Origin of the sequence: Paenibacillus salivarius, from assembly GCF_051307165.1 — a bacterium.
Classification (GTDB): Bacteria; Bacillota; Bacilli; order Paenibacillales; family Paenibacillaceae; genus Fontibacillus.
Genome location: NZ_CP195592.1, coordinates 3,852,015 through 3,869,191, shown reverse-complemented (window position 1 = coordinate 3,869,191; position 17,177 = coordinate 3,852,015). Strand labels below are relative to the sequence as shown.

The 17,177-nt window shown below is 51.3% G+C and carries 18 protein-coding genes; 16 read left to right on the top strand and 2 right to left on the bottom strand.

The window, feature by feature from the left end; genetic code table 11:
- Positions 1-58: 58 nt before the first annotated feature.
- From nrdR to pstB, 7 genes are all read left to right on the top strand, one after another.
- Positions 59-529: a transcriptional regulator NrdR gene (gene nrdR, locus ACSFXJ_RS17885; RefSeq protein ID WP_435921770.1), complete on the top strand. Its 471-nt coding sequence runs from the start codon at positions 59-61 to the stop codon at positions 527-529.
- A gap of 124 nt (positions 530-653) precedes the next feature.
- The gene (locus tag ACSFXJ_RS17880) at positions 654-1,055 is read left to right on the top strand and encodes an RrF2 family transcriptional regulator (RefSeq protein WP_435921769.1); all 402 of its coding nucleotides are present in this window, start codon (positions 654-656) and stop codon (positions 1,053-1,055) included.
- Positions 1,056-1,156: 101 nt separating this feature from the next.
- On the top strand, positions 1,157-1,870 hold the full coding sequence (locus tag ACSFXJ_RS17875; RefSeq protein ID WP_435925797.1) for a class I SAM-dependent methyltransferase: 714 nt from the start codon (positions 1,157-1,159) through the stop codon (positions 1,868-1,870).
- A 240-nt stretch (positions 1,871-2,110) separates the two neighbouring features.
- A complete protein-coding gene (locus tag ACSFXJ_RS17870) occupies positions 2,111-3,070 on the top strand; it encodes a phosphate ABC transporter substrate-binding protein (protein WP_435921768.1) in 960 nt (319 codons plus the stop codon).
- A gap of 79 nt (positions 3,071-3,149) precedes the next feature.
- Positions 3,150-4,052 carry a phosphate ABC transporter permease subunit PstC gene (gene pstC / locus ACSFXJ_RS17865; protein ID WP_435921767.1) on the top strand — a complete coding sequence of 301 codons (903 nt, stop codon included), beginning with the start codon at positions 3,150-3,152 and terminating at the stop codon, positions 4,050-4,052.
- A complete protein-coding gene (gene pstA / locus ACSFXJ_RS17860; protein ID WP_435921766.1) occupies positions 4,049-4,936 on the top strand; it encodes a phosphate ABC transporter permease PstA in 888 nt (295 codons plus the stop codon). Before pstC ends, pstA begins: the two co-directional genes overlap by 4 nt.
- A gap of 9 nt (positions 4,937-4,945) precedes the next feature.
- Positions 4,946-5,704 carry a phosphate ABC transporter ATP-binding protein PstB gene (gene pstB / locus ACSFXJ_RS17855; protein WP_435921765.1) on the top strand — a complete coding sequence of 253 codons (759 nt, stop codon included), beginning with the start codon at positions 4,946-4,948 and terminating at the stop codon, positions 5,702-5,704.
- Positions 5,705-5,764: 60 nt separating this feature from the next.
- Here pstB and baiCD read toward each other — a convergent pair whose 3' ends face one another.
- Positions 5,765-7,693, bottom strand: coding sequence for a bile acid Fe-S flavoenzyme BaiCD (baiCD, locus tag ACSFXJ_RS17850; protein ID WP_435921764.1), 1,929 nt, complete (start codon positions 7,691-7,693; stop codon positions 5,765-5,767).
- A gap of 189 nt (positions 7,694-7,882) precedes the next feature.
- On the opposite strand from baiCD, the gene ACSFXJ_RS17845 reads away from it, so the two are divergent.
- From ACSFXJ_RS17845 to ACSFXJ_RS17815, 7 genes are all read left to right on the top strand, one after another.
- A complete protein-coding gene (locus ACSFXJ_RS17845; RefSeq protein WP_435921763.1) occupies positions 7,883-8,455 on the top strand; it encodes a PadR family transcriptional regulator in 573 nt (190 codons plus the stop codon).
- Positions 8,456-8,547: 92 nt separating this feature from the next.
- The gene (locus ACSFXJ_RS17840; RefSeq protein ID WP_435921762.1) at positions 8,548-9,189 is read left to right on the top strand and encodes a DedA family protein; all 642 of its coding nucleotides are present in this window, start codon (positions 8,548-8,550) and stop codon (positions 9,187-9,189) included.
- 114 nt (positions 9,190-9,303) lie between these two features.
- Positions 9,304-9,420: a YjcZ family sporulation protein gene (locus ACSFXJ_RS17835; protein ID WP_435921761.1), complete on the top strand. Its 117-nt coding sequence runs from the start codon at positions 9,304-9,306 to the stop codon at positions 9,418-9,420.
- A gap of 126 nt (positions 9,421-9,546) precedes the next feature.
- Positions 9,547-10,383 carry a patatin-like phospholipase family protein gene (locus ACSFXJ_RS17830; RefSeq protein ID WP_435921760.1) on the top strand — a complete coding sequence of 279 codons (837 nt, stop codon included), beginning with the start codon at positions 9,547-9,549 and terminating at the stop codon, positions 10,381-10,383.
- Positions 10,384-10,880: 497 nt separating this feature from the next.
- Positions 10,881-12,233: a lytic polysaccharide monooxygenase gene (locus ACSFXJ_RS17825; RefSeq protein WP_435921759.1), complete on the top strand. Its 1,353-nt coding sequence runs from the start codon at positions 10,881-10,883 to the stop codon at positions 12,231-12,233.
- Positions 12,234-12,400: 167 nt separating this feature from the next.
- The gene (locus ACSFXJ_RS17820) at positions 12,401-12,898 is read left to right on the top strand and encodes a DinB family protein (protein WP_435921758.1); all 498 of its coding nucleotides are present in this window, start codon (positions 12,401-12,403) and stop codon (positions 12,896-12,898) included.
- A gap of 105 nt (positions 12,899-13,003) precedes the next feature.
- Positions 13,004-13,996 (top strand): helix-turn-helix transcriptional regulator, encoded by a 993-nt coding sequence (locus tag ACSFXJ_RS17815; RefSeq protein WP_435921757.1) that lies wholly within the window; start codon positions 13,004-13,006, stop codon positions 13,994-13,996.
- 70 nt (positions 13,997-14,066) lie between these two features.
- Here ACSFXJ_RS17815 and fabV read toward each other — a convergent pair whose 3' ends face one another.
- Positions 14,067-15,257: an enoyl-ACP reductase FabV gene (gene fabV / locus ACSFXJ_RS17810; RefSeq protein ID WP_435921756.1), complete on the bottom strand. Its 1,191-nt coding sequence runs from the start codon at positions 15,255-15,257 to the stop codon at positions 14,067-14,069.
- Between the two features lie 209 nt (positions 15,258-15,466).
- Here fabV and ACSFXJ_RS17805 point away from each other — a divergent pair, with 209 nt between their 5' ends.
- Positions 15,467-16,213, top strand: coding sequence for a DeoR/GlpR family DNA-binding transcription regulator (locus tag ACSFXJ_RS17805; protein ID WP_435921755.1), 747 nt, complete (start codon positions 15,467-15,469; stop codon positions 16,211-16,213).
- A gap of 2 nt (positions 16,214-16,215) precedes the next feature.
- Positions 16,216-17,130, top strand: a complete 915-nt coding sequence (pfkB, locus tag ACSFXJ_RS17800; protein ID WP_435921754.1) for a 1-phosphofructokinase — start codon at positions 16,216-16,218, stop codon at positions 17,128-17,130.
- The last annotated feature ends 47 nt before the right edge of the window (positions 17,131-17,177 follow it).

Below are 17,177 nucleotides of genomic sequence, written 5' to 3'. Positions count from 1 at the left end.
TTTGGAATTTTGGAATGATGATAAGATTAAAGAGCTTCCGGAAAGGAGGGCCTTTCTTTTGAGATGCCCGTACTGCGATTATTTAGGGACCAAGGTTCTGGATTCGAGGCCGGCCAATGAAAACCGTTCTATCCGGCGCCGCCGGGAATGCGAAAAATGCAATCGCCGATTTACCACGTTTGAGATGGTTGAGGAGATGCCTCTGATCGTGATCAAAAAGGGTGGTAGCCGCGAGGAATTTAGCCGCGAAAAAATGCTTAGAGGCTTGATTCGTGCCTGCGAGAAACGTCCGGTGTCGGTTGAACAGCTGGAATCGATCGTTTCCGAGGTGGAGCGTTCTCTCCGCCAATCCGCCAATGCCGAAGTGGAAAGCCAACAAATCGGAGAATTGGTCATGGAGCAGTTGTACCCGGTAGATGAAGTTGCTTATGTCCGCTTTGCTTCCGTTTATCGCCAGTTTAAAGATATCAATATGTTTATGAAAGAGCTGAAGGGATTGCTGTCCAAAAACAGCACTGACAATGACTAAGAGGCTTTGACGAAACGATCGGATCCGGATTCCATGGGTTCGGTCGTTTTATTTTGACAAGTAGAATTAACAAAGGGTATTATAGATACGTGAAGTCTTTAATTACGAGGAGATCAGGATTGAAATGAAATATTCAAAAGCGACGAATTATGCCCTTCATACCATGCTCTATTTGATCGCCTTCTCGCCGGACAAACCGGTAGGCGTTCAGCAGTTGGCCGACAAGCAAAATGTATCCCCCACCTACCTTTCAAAAATACTTACGAAGCTGGTCAAAGCGGGATTGATCGAGTCGGCTTCGGGAGCGGGAGGGGGATACCGGACGAAAAAAGGGAAAGAGGACATTTCCTTTCTGGACGTCATTTATGCGATCGAAGGTTCAACTTCGCTGTTTGAATGTTGCGGCAGCGGGAATTCCGATTGCGTTATCCATCGAGTGATGATGGAGGCTGAAGGAGCCATGGAGCAGCATCTGAAGAATACCAAAATCATCGATTTGGTGGATCGGTCAAAATTGTCCTTGTAAGTTCAAGGACAATAAATTTATTGCTTAATTACGGATATTATATAACTTTTAAATCTACAATAAAAAAGAAGGGATCGAATCTCGTGAACAATGATTATTCAATGTCCGGCGGCGGGCCGGAGGAAGGGATTATGTCTTTGCTCAAGCCTTTGCCCGGGGAGCGAATCTTGGACCTCGGCTGCGGGTTGGGAGGATATTCCGCAGAGATTGCAGCGGCTGGAGCAATTCCCACAGGGATCGATTTTTCGGAGGAGATGGTGAATCAGGCCAGACGGAAATATCCCGATCTCGATTTTCAAGTGGAAGATGCACATACTTACCGGACTGATGTCCGGTTTGACGCCGTCTTTTCCAATGCGGCTTTGCACTGGATGAAGAATGCGCCGGCCGTCGCCCTTTCGATTTGGCACGCCTTGAGGCCGGGCGGCAGGTTCGTGGCCGAATTCGCCGGAAGCGGTAATATCGCCGCGCTAACCTCCGCCATAAAACAAGCGTTGGAATCGCATGGTTATGTGTGGGAGGGACGCAATCCATGGTATCACCCCACCATCGGGGAATACGCTAGCCTGCTGGAACAGACAGGCTTTCGCATCATGTCGGCGCAGCATTTCGACAGGCCAACGCCTTTAAAGGCAGCTTCGGGAGTCCGGTTTTGGCTGGATAAGTTCGCCCATTACTTTTTTGCGGATGTCTCCCCGGCAGATCTGGCGTCGGTTTACCAAGCGATTGAGGATCAGGTAAAGCCCCATCTTTATAAAGAAGGCCAGTGGTTGTTGGATACCAGCAGGATCCGTATCATAGCCATCAAGATATAAATTTCAAACGATTGAAGTTTCAGCGAGAAGCACCCGTTAACCGCAGAGATGCGGGGAATGGAGTGCTTTTTCGTCGTGTTGGGCAAATTACAAGCAAGAAGCGCTTAAATTTCTATGGTTTTCACCTTTTTTTGAGTAAATCTATTATTTTACACTGCGTTTACAAAACAAAAACATAGGATTGATACTTGGGTTCTATAATCGGTTTTGTACAAACAAATCAAGGGGGAAACCTGAACAATGAAAAAAAGTTTGGTATTGGTAATGTCTTTGATTTTGACGTTGGCTTTGGCGGCATGCGGTCAAAATAACAACAAAACAAATAACGGCGCAGGTAACGACAGCGCTTCGGGTAACACCACGAATTCCGCATCGGCGGCGAACGGCGGCAACGCGGCTTCCGAGCTGGAAGGTTCGATTTTGGCGGTTGGTTCTTCCGCATTGCAACCATTGGTGGACCAAGTTTCCAAGAAGTTCATGGACCAAAACGCAAAGGTATCGATTCAAGTTCAAGGCGGCGGCAGCGGTACTGGTTTGACGCAAGTTTCCGGCGGGCAAGCGGATATCGGTAACTCCGACGTATTTGCCGAAGAGAAGCTGGAAGCGGCTCAAGCAAGCGAATTGGTAGACCATCAAGTTGCGGTTGTAGCTATGGCGGCTGTCGTGAACCCGGATGTAACGATCGACAACCTGACGAAAGATCAATTGGTTCAAATCTTCACCGGTAAAATCACGAACTGGAAAGACGTAGGCGGCCCGGATCAAAAAATCCAAATCGTCAACAGACCGTCCAGCTCGGGTACACGTGCTACTTTTGAAAAATATGCCCTCGGAACCAAAACGGATGACCTCGAAGGAGCAATCCAAGAGGACTCCTCGGGTACGGTTAAAAAGCTTGTTGCCGAAACCCCTGGAGCGATCGGTTACCTGGCGCTTTCCTACCTGGACGACAAAGTGAAAACCGTGAAGTACGAAGGCGTTGAAGCTACTGTAGACAACGTGGCGAACGGAACTTATCCTGTATGGGCATATGAACATATGTATACAAAAGGCGAACCGAATGAAATCGTAAAAGCGTTCCTTGATTATATCGTATCGGATGAAGTGCAAGGCGATGAAGGCGATGTTGTAGAACTTGGCTATATTCCGATCAAGAAAATGCAAGTGACACGCGACGTTGACGGCAATATCACGAAATAATAATTCGGATATCATCATTCGGCAAGACAAGAGGCGGATTCTTCTGCCTCTTTCTGTGCTGTAAAAAAGGAGAGGTCTCATGGCTCAGTCCAGAGAAAAGCAGAAAATTAAACAGCACATTATCGAAGAGTGGACTGGTAAGGTTTTTACCTCCTTATGTATTGTGCTTTTGGTTGTGACGATTTTTTCCCTCGTCTATTTTGTCGCTACCAAGGGTTTAAGTTCGTTTTTTAAAAACGGAATTTCCTTTGGGGAGATTTTTGGCAGCACGAAATGGAAGCCGGACGGAGAGCCGCCTTTCTTTGGTGCCTTGCCCTTTATTGTCGGTTCTTTCAGTACGTCGATTCTCGCGGCGATCATCGCCGCACCGCTCAGCATTTGCGCGGCGTTGTTCATGGTCGAAATTATGCCGAAAGTCGGCAGAAAATATTTGCAGCCTGCGATTGAACTGTTGGCCGGGATTCCGTCCGTGGTGTACGGCTTTGTCGGATTAAGCGTGATCGTGCCCTTTTACCGGGATATTTTTCCGGGGCAAGGTCTCGGGATCGCTGCCGGGGCAAGCGTGCTTTCCATTATGATCCTGCCGACGATGACCTCGATCGCGACCGATGCGCTCGCGGCGCTTCCGTCCGGACTGAAGGAAGGATCCTATGCGCTCGGGGCCACAAGATGGCAAACGTTGGCGCGTACGGTCATCCCGACCACGCTTCCGGCGCTGATGACCGGGGTTGTACTTGGCATGGCCCGGGCATTCGGCGAAGCGCTTGCCGTGCAGATGGTGATCGGGAATGCGCCGCATATACCGAAGTCCTTGTTCGAATCGACTTCGACGTTGACAAGCGTCATTACGCTTAGTATGGGGAACACCGTCATGGGCTCCGTACAAAACAATGTGCTTTGGACGCTGGCATTAATTTTGATGATGATGACCTTCGTGTTTGTCTTCATTGTCCGCTGGCTTGAGAGGAGGGCAAATCGATGAGCGCCAAAACCGCAGATAAAATCGCCACCGCCGTCATTATCGGTTTTGCAGGCATTATCATGCTGATTATGGCCGGTTTACTCGGCTTTATTCTCGTTCGCGGCCTCGGTCATATCAGCTTCGATTTCCTGACTTCGGCGCCGCAGACGATCAAGGCGGGCGGAGGGATCGGACCGCAGCTGTTCAACTCCCTGTTCCTGCTCGTGCTGACGATGATCATTACGATTCCGCTCGGTCTGGGTGCGGGCATCTATATGAGCGAATACGCCAAGCCGGGAAAAGTCACCAACTTTATCCGTTTGATCGTGGAGGTATTGTCTTCGTTTCCGTCGATCGTGGTCGGCTTGTTCGGTTTGCTTGTTTTCGTGAACGTGTTCGGATTCGGCTTCTCGCTGTTCTCGGGCGCGCTCGCGTTAACGGTGTTCAACCTGCCGCTGATGGTCCGGATCACGGAGCAAGGGATGGCCAGTGTGCCGCAGTCGCAGAAAGAAGCAAGCTTGGCTTTGGGCTTATCCAAATGGAAAACGATCAAATCCGTGATGCTGCCGATCGCTTTGCCCGTCATTTTGACCGGTACGATATTGGCGGCAGGCCGGGTGTTCGGTGAGGCGGCAGCCCTGCTGTTTACCGCGGGCATGAGCAGCCCGAGACTGGACTTCGGGAACTGGAACCCGCTAAGCCCGACATCGCCGCTGAATCCGTTCCGCCCTGCGGAAACGTTGGCCGTCCATATCTGGAAAATCAACTCGGAGGGGCTCGCACCGGATGCTCCGGAAATTGCGGCCGGCGCTTCGGCCGTCCTGATTATTACCGTGCTGCTCTTCAACTTGTTGGCAAGATGGGTAGGCCGCCTGCTGCACAAGAAATTCACGGCTACGAAATAGGAGGACTCTATGCAAACAATCGAATTGTCCACCAAGGATTTGAGCGTATTCTATGGGGAAAAGCAAGCGGTCAAGAACATTTCTCTCGATTTCTCATCCAAGCAGGTGACGGCTTTGATCGGTCCTTCGGGATGCGGTAAATCGACGTTTCTTCGCAGTTTGAACCGGATGAACGACTTGATCGGCGGCGCGCGGATTACCGGTGAAATATGGATCGGGGATGAAAACATCAATGATCCGTCGACGGACGTCGTCCTGCTTCGGCAAAAAATCGGCATGGTTTGGCAGCGCCCGAATCCGTTCCATAAATCGATCTATGAAAATATCGCGTTTGGCCCGCGTTATCACGGCATCAAAGACAAAAAGAAGCTCGATCAAATCGTGGAAGAGTCGCTGACCAAGGCGGCCCTATGGGAAGAGACCAAGGACCGGCTGCACCGCTCGGCGTTGTCGTTGTCCGGCGGGCAGCAGCAGCGGCTTTGCATCGCAAGATCGATCGCGGTCAATCCGAGCATCATCCTGATGGATGAGCCCGCATCCGCGCTGGATCCGGTGTCGAGCGCGAAAATCGAGGAATTGATTTACGATTTGAAGCAGGATTACTGCATTATCATCGTGACGCACAACATGCATCAGGCAGCCCGGGTATCTGAAAAAACGGCTTTCTTCCTGATGGGGGAATTGGTGGAGTACGATGACACAAGCAAAATGTTTACGAATCCTACGGACAAACGAACGGATGATTATATTTCCGGAAGATTTGGCTAAACGGACGAAAAACCCGGTCGGCATCATGCCGACCGGGTTTATTGCTGTTGTTCGCAGGTATTAGATCGCTCTAGCTGTTCTTGCCGCTTCCCAGATGGCGTTCAACGCCCGGCGGGCCTGTCTGGCGTCGCCGACGATATGGTAAGGAATGCTTAGCCGCTCCATGCACTCGATCAGACTTTGTTTGTCCCGCGAGCGTGATCCGACAGCCAGGACGACAAAATCGGCAGGCAGAGTTATTTTATCCCCGGATTGATCGACCGTGACGCGGTCCGGCCCGATGGCGAGGCATTTGCTGTTTGTGATCAGCTCTACGCCATGTCCATAAAGGCTTTCCATAACGCATATTTTGCGAAGGAGACCCAAATCCGCGGCAACCTCCGCCTGCATCTCGACTACGGTTACTTTTTGCCCGCGCTCGACGAGCAATTCGGCCACTTCAAGGCCGACCAGCCCGCCGCCGATAATGACGATATTACCGGTAGGACGAACCGTTCCCCACAGCACGTCATGCGAATTCACGACATGCGGTAGCTCGGTCCCTTCGACGGGAAGGGTTACCGGTGCCGAACCGGTGGCGAGTATGACTTCGTCAGGCGCGATCTCGCGGATCAAATCCGGCGTAACCTCGGTATCAAGCCGGATGTCAACGCCTGCGCGCTTGGCCGCTTCGCCCATGGAGACGGCAGCCTGCATCATTTCTCCCTTGCGTGGCGCCGCACCGGCGATATAGAGCTGCCCGCCGAGCGTCGAGCTTTTCTCGCACAGGATCGGGACGTGGCCGCGGCGCTTAAGCGTAACGGCCGCCTCCAGACCGGCCGGCCCGCCGCCGGCGATCAGGACGCGTTTTGAACGCTCGGCCGGTATCAGTTCATATTCCCGTTCCCTGCCGGTGGAGGGATTAAACATACAGCTGATAAACGGCACATCCGGGTTCACGAAGGCATCGAAACACCCTTGGTCGCAGCCGACGCATTTGATGATTTCGGCTTCGCGGCCGCTTTCCGCCTTGACGCAAAACTCCGGATCCGCGAGCTGGGACCGGCCGATCGCCACCAAGTCGGCCAAGCCTTCGGCAATAATCCTGTCGGCTACGGCAGGGTCGTTGATACGGCCGACCGCGATCACGGGAATGCCGACAACGGCTTTGATTTGCGCCGCATTGTCGACGTTAAATCCCACCGGTAGATCGATCGGCGGCACCTCATATTTGATGGCGGCCCCGGCGGGTACGCCCCGCGACACATTGACGGCATCGATGCCGGCCTGCTCGGCCAGCACGCAGAACGCCTTCATATCCTCCAGCGTAAGTCCGCCAGGCAAATCCTCGATTGCTGAAATGCGCATGAGAATCGGGAAATCCGGCCCGACAGTTTGCCGGATCGCCCGGATGCATTCGAGCGGGAAACGGGTCCGGTTCTCCCAGGAGCCGCCGTATTCATCCTGGCGAAAATTCATCGCCGGGCTTAAAAATTGCTGCGGCAGGTACCCGTGTCCGGCATGGAACTCGACGCTGTCAAAACCGGCGCGCTTGGCTCGTGCAGCTGCATCCGCATAGGCGTGGACCATCTCGGAAACTTCCGGAGTCGAGAGTTCTCTCGGGATCATGGCGACGCCTTCGAACGGAACGGGTGAAGACGACACCTGATCTGGGTTATTCGCCACTTTTCCGCCATGCCAAAGCTGCAGGCAGCTCTTGCCACCGGCCTCGCGGATGGCGTCCGCCAGTTTTTTCATCCCCGGAATGAATTTATCGTCAAAGATGGCCGGAGAATCCGCCGTATATGCCGTAGGATGCACGGTCGTGACTTCCACGGTGTTTAAGCCGCATCCGCCTTTGGCACGGGCCACATGGTAGTCGATCAGCCGCTGGCTGACGAACCCTCCGGGTTCGTTCATCTTTGTTCCCATGGCCGGGAGAATGATCCGGTTCTTTAATTCCATGCCGCGAATTTTTTGGGGGCTGAACAAGTAAGGATATGCCATCATGCCTCTTCCTTTCGTTATAAGTTTAAAATAACATAGGTTAATTTAACCTAAGTATAAGCGCATGTTGAATCATAATATGTGAATATAATCACAAGTTTAACAACTAAACATTGGCACGTTATTTAGGATAGAGTAAAATATAGGGATACGAGACGGATGAATAGGGAATGGAAAGTTCGGAGGATTTGCATGGACATTGAAATACTGATTCTGGCCCAACTGATGCAGGGACCCAAGCACGGCTATGATATCAAGAAAAATATCGTTTTTGTCATGAACAATAAAAAAATCATCAACAACAACTCGCTTTATCCTAAACTGAGGCAGTTCGAAGAGCGCGGTTGGGTCAGCAAGACGATGGAGGAACAGGAAGGCAGGCCGAACAGGCACGTATATGCGATTACCGGAAAGGGCCGTCAGGTTTTCCACGACGCGATTAACCATTTTACGCCGGACATTATCGAGAACGATGAGGAGTGGAGCATCCGGCTCGCTTTTTATAACCTGCTTAATAACGAGACCCGCAAGAGGCTGCTTGATGACCGGCTGCAGATTCTTGAGGATAAAAAGGAACGGCTGGAGAAGCTCTCGCTGTCGAGCGGGGACAGCAAGTACTTGATGTACTCTTCCGAACTTTATTATTACACGCAAAATATGCTTGAGAAAGAGCGGGAATTGATCCTTGGACTGACGCAGATGTTGGACAAGCCGGCCGGCTCCGTCCGAAGTCGGGGAGAAATCCGCGACCACGGGCTATTTTGAATCGCAGGTTTGCCGTTCATAATGATAATACATACGAACCAGTCCGATCTGGCAAATTTCGGAAGTGTCATTAGAGGAGAGACCATGCATATATGAACTTGTTGGAATGGATTGAAGGGATGTTTCGGGAATACGGTTATTTCGTGTTGCTTCTCGGACTCCCCGTAGACTTTATCGCATTGCCGCTTCCTCCGGGACAAACGACTTTAACGTATTCCGGATACTTGGCATTCAAAGGTATTCTAGATCTGCTGCCGGTCATATTGGCCGCTTTTGCGGGCTCATGCATCGGAATCACGATCACGTATTTGATCGGGCATCATGTCGGAGCGCCATTGATTCAGCGGTTCGGCAAGTGGCTGTTTTTGAAGCCTTCCTATATTGAAAAGACGAGGCGAATCTACGACAAATACGGAAACCGGATGCTGTTGATCAGCTTTTTTGTTCCCGGAGTAAGACAGTTTTTCGGCTATTTCGTCGGCATTATTCGGATTCCGTTCCGAACATTTGCGCTATACGCTTATCCGGGGGCGTTGATCTGGGTCGTCGCCTTTGTCGGAATAGGCTATATTTTCGGCGATCAATGGCAGGCTGTCATCGGGATCGTGGAAAACTACCTGGTCTATATCTTCAGTCTCCTCGGAGTCATCGTGTTTGCCATTCTTTACGTAAGATGGCGCAAGTGGAGAAAATGGCGTTTGAAGCAGCCCAAACCGAACAAAGAGTTGGGATAGCGGACAAGGATTCCGAATTCAGGTAAAGGCCTCTTTATTGCTCTATGCGGTAGCCGTGCCAACGGCGCTTTTGAAATAATATGATACCGTATACTGAATAAGGGAGGGAATGTGATGTCGGGTTACTGCGAAAACAATGTGGGCGGATACGGTGGCGGAATCTTTACTTCGACCGGCGTTATCCTGGTATTGTTCATCCTGTTGGTCATTGTGTCCAGAACGTTCATTTAATCGATATTACGTATGGGGGAGCTGTTCCAAAGGGCATTATTATGCCCGCTGGGGCTCCTTTTCTTTTTTTGCACCTTGATCTATGATTTGAATATGAGGCGGTTTAAACACAAAGGAGGATGTACAGTGCCAAGCCTTGTTTTGGAAGGGGGAACGCTTCGTCCGATCTTTAGCAGCGGCGTGATGGACGCGCTGTTGGATCAGGGACTGATGTTTCCTTACTGTATCGGCGTTTCGGCCGGAATCAGCAACGGAATATCCTATATATCGCAGCAGAAACGCAGAAATTTGGAAATTATGGAAAAATACCGTCACGACTCCAGATACATAGGCTACCGGAATTTTTTAAGAAATCGGAGCCTGTTCGGACTTGATTTTGTATTCGGGGAAATTCCCGCAAAGCTGATTCCTTTTGATACGGGAACCTACCGTCAATATACGGGCAAGCTCCTGGTCGGAGTAACTAACGCCCATACCGGGCTCCCCGAATATATGGATGGCATGGAGGCGGATGAGCACTGGACGATGCTGCGTGCCACATGCGCGATTCCGCTCGTTTTTCCCGCGATCGAATTGAACGGGCAGAAATACTATGACGGCGGGCTGGTTGATCCGATACCTGTCCGGAAGGCGATTGCCGACGGCAACGGCAAGCATCTGATCGTATTGACCCAGCCGGAGGGCTACCGCAAAACGTTCAGCAAACGAAATGCCCATGTAGCCCGGCTGCTGCGCCGCAAATATCCGAATCTTGAACAGGTGCTGTTGACCAGGCATGAGCGTTACAATGAAACCGTCGCTTTTTGCGAACAGCTGGAGAGGGATGGACAAGCGGTCATACTTCGGCCTGAAATGCCGCTGGACAGCTTTGAAAAGGATATCTCCAAGCTGCGTGAAAGCTGTAAGCATGGATATGAGTTGGCCATGAGCCGGATGGATGAGATACGCAGCCTATTTTCATAAAACGATTCAAAGGGACCCCTCGGGTCGGCAGCGATGAACGGCCGGCTTGAAGGGCTCTTTTTTGTTCAAGAAAAACGCAAACTATGGAATTTATAAAAAACTACAATTTATGTCAAAAATCAATGAACTTCCTGAATTATTCACATTTCATTCACAGATGGAGTTATAATTGGACAAGATTCCAATATTTCCTTTTTTTAAATCCTCTTTTTCATCCGCAGTTTTGCTGTCCTACACATCTTCCCAATAATTACATCCTAATTTCGGCAATGATCTTAACGTTTTTATGTGATCCGTATATAAACCTTTCGAGGTTTATATAAATTTGCGCAGAGAAGGGGGGAGGCTCGTCGTATTGATACGGGTTTTCAGGCAGACTGCAGTCATGCCCGGCTAATTTAGCACGGAAGGAGGACGGGATCGAATTCGATGGAATGAACAGGAGAAAACAGCATGGCAATGGAAATGACCAATCCAACATTTAAGGAGGAATTAAGATGGCAGCTTCTCAATTTATGAAATTACCGATTATGAAGGTGCTTGCTTCTTTTGGAATCATGTTGCTCGCTGTTATTTGTACGGTCCTGTTATCCGAAAAAGCCTCGGCGCACGGTTATGTGGATTCTCCGGGCAGCCGGGCCATTTTGTGCAAAAACGGCCAGAACACGGACTGCGGAGCCATCGTATACGAGCCGCAAAGTCTTGAGGCCCCAAAAGGATTTCCCGCAGCCGGTCCTGCTGACGGAAAAATCGCCAGCGCGGGCGGAATTTTTCCGAAGCTGGACGAGCAGTCCGCGACCCGTTGGACAAAGGTGAATATTTCTCCCGGAACCAATACGTTTACCTGGAAGATGAGCGCCCCTCACGCCACGGCCAGCTTTAAGTACTATATCACCAAACCGGATTGGGATCCGAACGCGCCTCTTTCACGGAATTCGTTCGATCTGACTCCGTTTTGTACCGTAAATTACGGAGGCGTTCAGCCGCCGTACACGTATTCCGATACATGCAACGTTCCGCAAAGAACAGGCTACCATGTTATTTTGGCGGTTTGGGAAATCGCCGACACGGCCAATGCTTTTTATAACGTAATCGACGTGAATTTCGGGGGAGGCAATCCGGGAGGGGATACGCAGGCTCCGACGGCACCGACCGCTCTTGCTTACTCGGGCGTAACCTCAAGCACCGTCAATTTGTCCTGGGGAGCTTCCTCGGATAATGTAGGAGTAACCGGCTACCGGATTTACAATGGATCCGCCCAAATCGCGTCCGTGTCCGGATCGACCTTGAACTACACCGTCACCGGTTTGAACGCGAACACGGCCTACACGTTCCAAGTCAAGGCTGTCGATTCCGCAGGCAACCTGTCCGCCGGAAGCAATTCCGTCACGGTGACGACAAGCCCGCCTGCCAATGATACTCAAGCTCCGACGGCCCCGGGTAATCTGCATGTCATGGGAACGCCGACCTCCTCCAGCGTACATCTGATGTGGAGTCCTTCCACGGACAATGTGGGAGTCACCGGCTATAAAATTTACCGCGGGACGGTGCTTGCCGGAACGGTTTCCGGAACGACCACCGAGTTTACCGTTTCCGGGCTAAGCGCGAGTACGGCGTATACCTTTACGGTTCGAGCCTTAGACGCGGCCGGTAATGAATCCGCGGCGAGCAATTCCGTAAGCGCTACCACGGCTGCACCGTCCGAAGCACAGCCTTGGGCTCCGAATGTAGCTTACACGGTCGGCACCCTGGTCAGCTACAACGGAAACACGTATGAATGCCGCCAAAGCCATACTTCACTGGTCGGTTGGGAACCTGCCAATGTTCCTGCGCTTTGGCTGTTGAAATGATAGATATGAACTAAGTACGTTTATTAGAACCGAATCATGCCGGGTTGTCCTCCTTAGGTAGAAATAGTGGAGGGCAGCCCTTTTTTTAAAAATCACTGACCGATTCTGTCAGTGATTTTTTTATATACTTCCATTGAATCAATACCGAAACCGATGGAGGTATGAAGATGTTCACTAAAATCAGCGATTTTGCAAGAGAATGGGAAGAAGAACTGAAACTGACGGAAAAAGTCATGGAGGCGCTCACGGATGACTCGCTTTCCCGGGAAATTATTCCCGGAAGAAGGACGTTGGGGGACATAGCTTGGCACTTGGTCCTTTCTCCGCACTACATGACCGGTTGCGGTCTGGTTTTCGAAGGACCGGCGGGCGGAAATGAAGTTCCATCCTCCGCGGCGACGATTGCGGCGGAATATGGAAAGATCAGCCGGGCGTTACTGGAAGCGGTGAGAACGCAGTGGAATGACGAAAGTCTGCTGGAAACCGTGGAGATGATGGGGGAGTCTTGGAAGAACGGGGCGACATTGCGATTTACGGTCATGCATCAAGCGCACCATCGGGGCCAAATGACCGTGCTTATGAGACAAGCCGGTTTGAGAATTCCGGAAGTGTATGGACAAACCTATGAGTCTTGGGTGGATGCAGGGATGGAACCGTTGAAGTAAACAAACATAAAAAGATGACATCCATTTCATTAGCGTGTTCATATATAATGGGAAGAAATGAGAGGGAATGAACGTTGTTCCCGGTAACGACGAGAGGAAAGCGACATGTCCAAAGCCGATCACATGCTGTCCATCCTGTGGCTCCTCCGGTCCGGAAAGAAAATGACGGCCCGGGAGCTTGCGGACAAGCTGGAAATTCATATCAGAACGGTCTATCGCTGCATCGATGCATTGTGCGTGAGCGGCGCGCCCATTATCGCCGATTCCGGCCCGGGCGGCGGATACCGGATTTTGGGCCGATTCAAGGAATCCCCGCTGCTGTTCGATCAGGAAGAGCAAAAAGCGCTCGTCCACGCTTCGACCTTTGCCAGGGAAGCCGGATATCCGCATACGGAAGCTTTGGAAAGCGCGGTCGCCAAACTGAAAATGTACTCGAATGAAGAACAGCTTCATCGAATGGAGCTGCATGATCAGGGGATGTCTGTCATTTATCCTCCTTTGGAAGAGCGGGAACGGGCCTTTCTTCAAATATTGGAGGATGCGGCAGCTTACGGAATAACCGTCAAAATGCTTTACGATAAAGGGCGGAATGAACCCCCGGTTTCCCGCAGCTTTGATCCGTATGGCATCGTTCATTGGAAAGGTTGTTGGTATACGGTCGGTTACTGCAGACTGAGGCAATCGGTACGAAGCTTTCGAACAGACCGGATCATAGAGCTTCATCCGACGGAGGAGCGCTTTGAAAGGCCCGCCTCATTTTCAGCGAAAGATTATCTGTTAAAAAGTCTGCTTCCGGGATCGGTCGACGGCGGGGTCTTGGTCTCCGTGCGGATTGCCGGGCCGGAGCAAGCATTAAATGAATTGTGCAGGCATTGGCTGTTCGGCCATGCGCTCGTTACCCGGGAGCCGATGGAAGCGCATTTCCGGCTTGAGCAGGCTTCCCTTAATTCCTACGCGCCGTATTTTCTTTTGCCTTACGGCAAATCACTCAACATACTCGAACCCTTGTCCCTGGTGGGAAAAATGGCCGAGGTCAGCGCCGGGATCGCCGAATATTATGCGGAAATGAAGAGGTTGAATGAAGAAGGGTCGCGGTAACCACAAGAGAACCCATTTTCGATGGGGAAAACAAAAAAAGGAACCTTGCCGGTTCCTTTTTTTGTTTCGCTTACTTCACGTTAGGTACTTCAACGACAGGATCGATATCCGCTTCATAATCCACGCCGTCGAATTCAAAGCCGAAAAGCTGGAAAAATTCGCGCCGGAAACCTTCCAAATCGGACAGCTCAAAAATATTTTCCGTCGTCAGCTTGTCCCAAAGCTCCGTGACTTCAGCCTGAACATCTTCGCGCATTTCCCAATCGTCGAGCCGGATGCGTCCCGCTTCGTCGACGGGTGCAGGCTGACCGGTGTAAAGCCGGTCCGAGAATAAGCGGTACATCTGCTCGATGGTGCCTTCGTGAATTCCCTTTTCCTTCATCGTTTTGTAGAGCAAAGACATATAGAGCGGGACGATGGGGATCGCCGAGCTCGACTGGGTCACCAGCGCCTTGCTTACGACAACGAATGCGTGTCCGCCACCCTCGGAGAGCCGCTTGTCGAGATTCCGGGCGGTTTCCTCCAAATGATCCTTCGCCTGTCCGATCGTGCCTTCGCGATAGATCGGCATCGTAATTTGCGATCCGATGTAGGAGAAGGCGACCGTCGTAGCGTTGGGCGCCAAGGCTCCGGCTTGCTCCAGCACATCGATCCACTGCTGCCAATCATCGCCGCCCATCACGTATACGGTATCGGCAATTTCTTGCTCCGTTGCGGGCTCCAGCGTAATGCTGCTGATTTCCCCGGTATGGAAATTTACGGTATTGTTCGTAAACGATTCTCCGATCGGTTTCAAAACGGAGTTCCGGTTTTGTCCGGTGGCGGGATCGGTTCGCCGTGCCGTAGCCACACTGTAAATAACCAGATCAACCTGCCCCAGTTCCTCCCGGATCAGTTCGGCCGTTTTAGTCTTGGTTTCCCCGGAGAAGGCATCTCCCGTCACACTGAAAGACTTCAGTCCGGCTGCCTGCGCCGCCTTTTCGAATGCGGCGGAATTGTACCAGCCCGCAGAAGCCGTCCGGGTCGCGCTGGCTGCGCTAGGGCGATAAACCCCTACGGTGTTGGCTTGCGCGCCGAATGCTGCGACGATGCGGGATGCCAGTCCGTACCCGGTGGAGGCACCGATAACAAGCACATTTTTCGGACCCTGAACGGCGGGCCGGTTTTTAACGTAATCAATTTGCTGCTCTACCTGGCGTGCGCATCCTGCAGGGTGTGCCGTCGTACAAATAAAGCCGCGTGTCCGTGGTTTAATAATCATATTTTTGAGTCTATCCTTTCCGATGTTGAGCCTACATGCTTAAATTTTTTACTAATCCTATTTATTGTACCTGTATTTTTGATTTTGAAAAAGAGGCGGATAATTGAGGGGAGGTTATTGAGCGGTTGAGTGATCTTGGATGAAAATGAAATGTTATGATTGATTTTGAACGAATTTATGGTACGATAAGAACAGATGGGGGAATGAAAATGCTTACTGAAGAGAGATATAGAATTATTTTAGAGCGCTTACAGGAGCGTGGAATCGTCAAGCTTCAAGAACTGACGGAGCTGCTGGGCGCTTCCGAATCAACGGTACGGCGCGACCTCGTCGATCTGGAGGAACGGAAGCTGCTCAAACGGATTCACGGCGGCGCCGCTTTGCTCGGACAGAAATCCGCAGAGCCCGGTATGGAGGAGAAAACCTTCAAAAACGTTCAACAAAAAAATGCGATAGCCCAAGTTGCGGCCTCGCAGCTGGAGAACGGCGATTGCATCTATCTGGACGCCGGGACGACGACGCTGGCCATGATTTCATATATAGAAGCTAAAGATATAACGGTCGTTACCAACGGACTGTCCCATGTGGAAGCGCTTGTAAAGAAGAACATTCAAAGCTATCTGCTCGGCGGAATGATGAAGATGCGTACCAAAGCGGTCATCGGCAGCATTGCTCTTCAAAATATGGAAAATTTCAGGTTCGATAAATGTTTCCTCGGAACCAACGGAGTAGATCCGGAAATGGGCTATACTACCCCCGACCCGGAGGAGGCGCTGATTAAAAGGCGGGCCCATCAGTTGTCCGGAAAGACTTACGTTCTGGCGGATTCGAGCAAATTAGGAGATATCACTTTCGCAAAATTGCTCGATCTCGAGGAAGCGGCGTTGATTATCGAAACGCTGCCGGAACACTGGCGGGAACCGATCCTGAAAAAAACAAAAGTAATCGAGGGATAAAAATGATTTATACAGTGACGTTAAACCCATCCATAGATTATATCGTGCATGTCCAGCAATTACAGATCGGTGGTCTTAACCGGATGAACCGGGACTTGAAGCTTCCCGGTGGCAAAGGGATCAACGTATCCCGCATTCTGAACAGGCTTGGTACCGACACGACCGTTCTCGGCTTCGCCGGCGGATTCACCGGCCGCTTCATTGAGGATTGTCTTCGGGAGGAATCGCTTCGCACCGATTTTGTCCATATTGCGGGAGATACCCGAATCAATATCAAGCTGAAACATGGGGAAGAGACGGAAATTAACGGACAAGGTCCCGACATCGGCGAGGCGGAAAAGGAAGCGTTGTTTGGAAAGCTTTCAAGCCTGGAAAGCGGGGATATCGTGGTTTTGTCGGGCAGCGTGCCACCTTCGCTTGGCGATGATTTTTACGGTCGCTTAATCGCTGCATGCAAGCAAAGGGATGCCGAATTTGTCATCGATACAACCGGTAAAGCGCTCCTTGAGGCGCTTCCCCATCGTCCCTTACTCGTGAAGCCTAACCACCATGAGCTTGGCGAATTGTTCGGCACCACCTTGGAATCCAAGGAGGAGATCGTTATTCATGGCCAAAAGCTGCTTGAATTAGGGGCACAGCACGTCCTGGTTTCCATGGCCGGGGAAGGGGCCTTTCTGATCGCCAAGGAAGGAATCTTTCATGCAAACGTACCTTCGGGCAAAGTGCGCAATTCGGTGGGAGCCGGCGATTCGATGATTGCCGGATTCCTGGGAGGCATGGCGCGTAGCGGGGATCTGCTGGAGGCGTTCCGCACCGGCGTGGCTTGCGGCAGCGCGACGGCCTTTTCCGACGATCTGGCGGAAAAATCGCTGATCGAGGACTTGTTGCCGAAGGTAACCATTATCCGCTGGGCATAACGTGCTATTCGTTCATGAAACGGAAGAACAAGACCAACCATACAACA

Excerpts from the sequence above, each read along its gene's own strand:
- ACSFXJ_RS17825 (WP_435921759.1), top strand. The coding sequence starts at position 10,881 with ATGGCAGCTTCTCAATTTATGAAATTACCGATTATGAAGGTGCTTGCT.
- ACSFXJ_RS17815 (WP_435921757.1), top strand. The coding sequence starts at position 13,004 with ATGTCCAAAGCCGATCACATGCTGTCCATCCTGTGGCTCCTCCGGTCC.
- ACSFXJ_RS17870 (WP_435921768.1), top strand. The coding sequence starts at position 2,111 with ATGAAAAAAAGTTTGGTATTGGTAATGTCTTTGATTTTGACGTTGGCT.
- fabV (WP_435921756.1), bottom strand. The coding sequence starts at position 15,257 with ATGATTATTAAACCACGGACACGCGGCTTTATTTGTACGACGGCACAC.
- ACSFXJ_RS17835 (WP_435921761.1), top strand. The coding sequence starts at position 9,304 with ATGTCGGGTTACTGCGAAAACAATGTGGGCGGATACGGTGGCGGAATC.
- pstB (WP_435921765.1), top strand. The coding sequence starts at position 4,946 with ATGCAAACAATCGAATTGTCCACCAAGGATTTGAGCGTATTCTATGGG.
- pstC (WP_435921767.1), top strand. The coding sequence starts at position 3,150 with ATGGCTCAGTCCAGAGAAAAGCAGAAAATTAAACAGCACATTATCGAA.
- ACSFXJ_RS17875 (WP_435925797.1), top strand. The coding sequence starts at position 1,157 with ATGTCCGGCGGCGGGCCGGAGGAAGGGATTATGTCTTTGCTCAAGCCT.
- ACSFXJ_RS17880 (WP_435921769.1), top strand. The coding sequence starts at position 654 with ATGAAATATTCAAAAGCGACGAATTATGCCCTTCATACCATGCTCTAT.
- pfkB (WP_435921754.1), top strand. The coding sequence starts at position 16,216 with ATGATTTATACAGTGACGTTAAACCCATCCATAGATTATATCGTGCAT.
- ACSFXJ_RS17805 (WP_435921755.1), top strand. The coding sequence starts at position 15,467 with ATGCTTACTGAAGAGAGATATAGAATTATTTTAGAGCGCTTACAGGAG.
- ACSFXJ_RS17820 (WP_435921758.1), top strand. The coding sequence starts at position 12,401 with ATGTTCACTAAAATCAGCGATTTTGCAAGAGAATGGGAAGAAGAACTG.
- pstA (WP_435921766.1), top strand. The coding sequence starts at position 4,049 with ATGAGCGCCAAAACCGCAGATAAAATCGCCACCGCCGTCATTATCGGT.
- ACSFXJ_RS17845 (WP_435921763.1), top strand. The coding sequence starts at position 7,883 with ATGGACATTGAAATACTGATTCTGGCCCAACTGATGCAGGGACCCAAG.
- baiCD (WP_435921764.1), bottom strand. The coding sequence starts at position 7,693 with ATGATGGCATATCCTTACTTGTTCAGCCCCCAAAAAATTCGCGGCATG.
- ACSFXJ_RS17840 (WP_435921762.1), top strand. The coding sequence starts at position 8,548 with ATGAACTTGTTGGAATGGATTGAAGGGATGTTTCGGGAATACGGTTAT.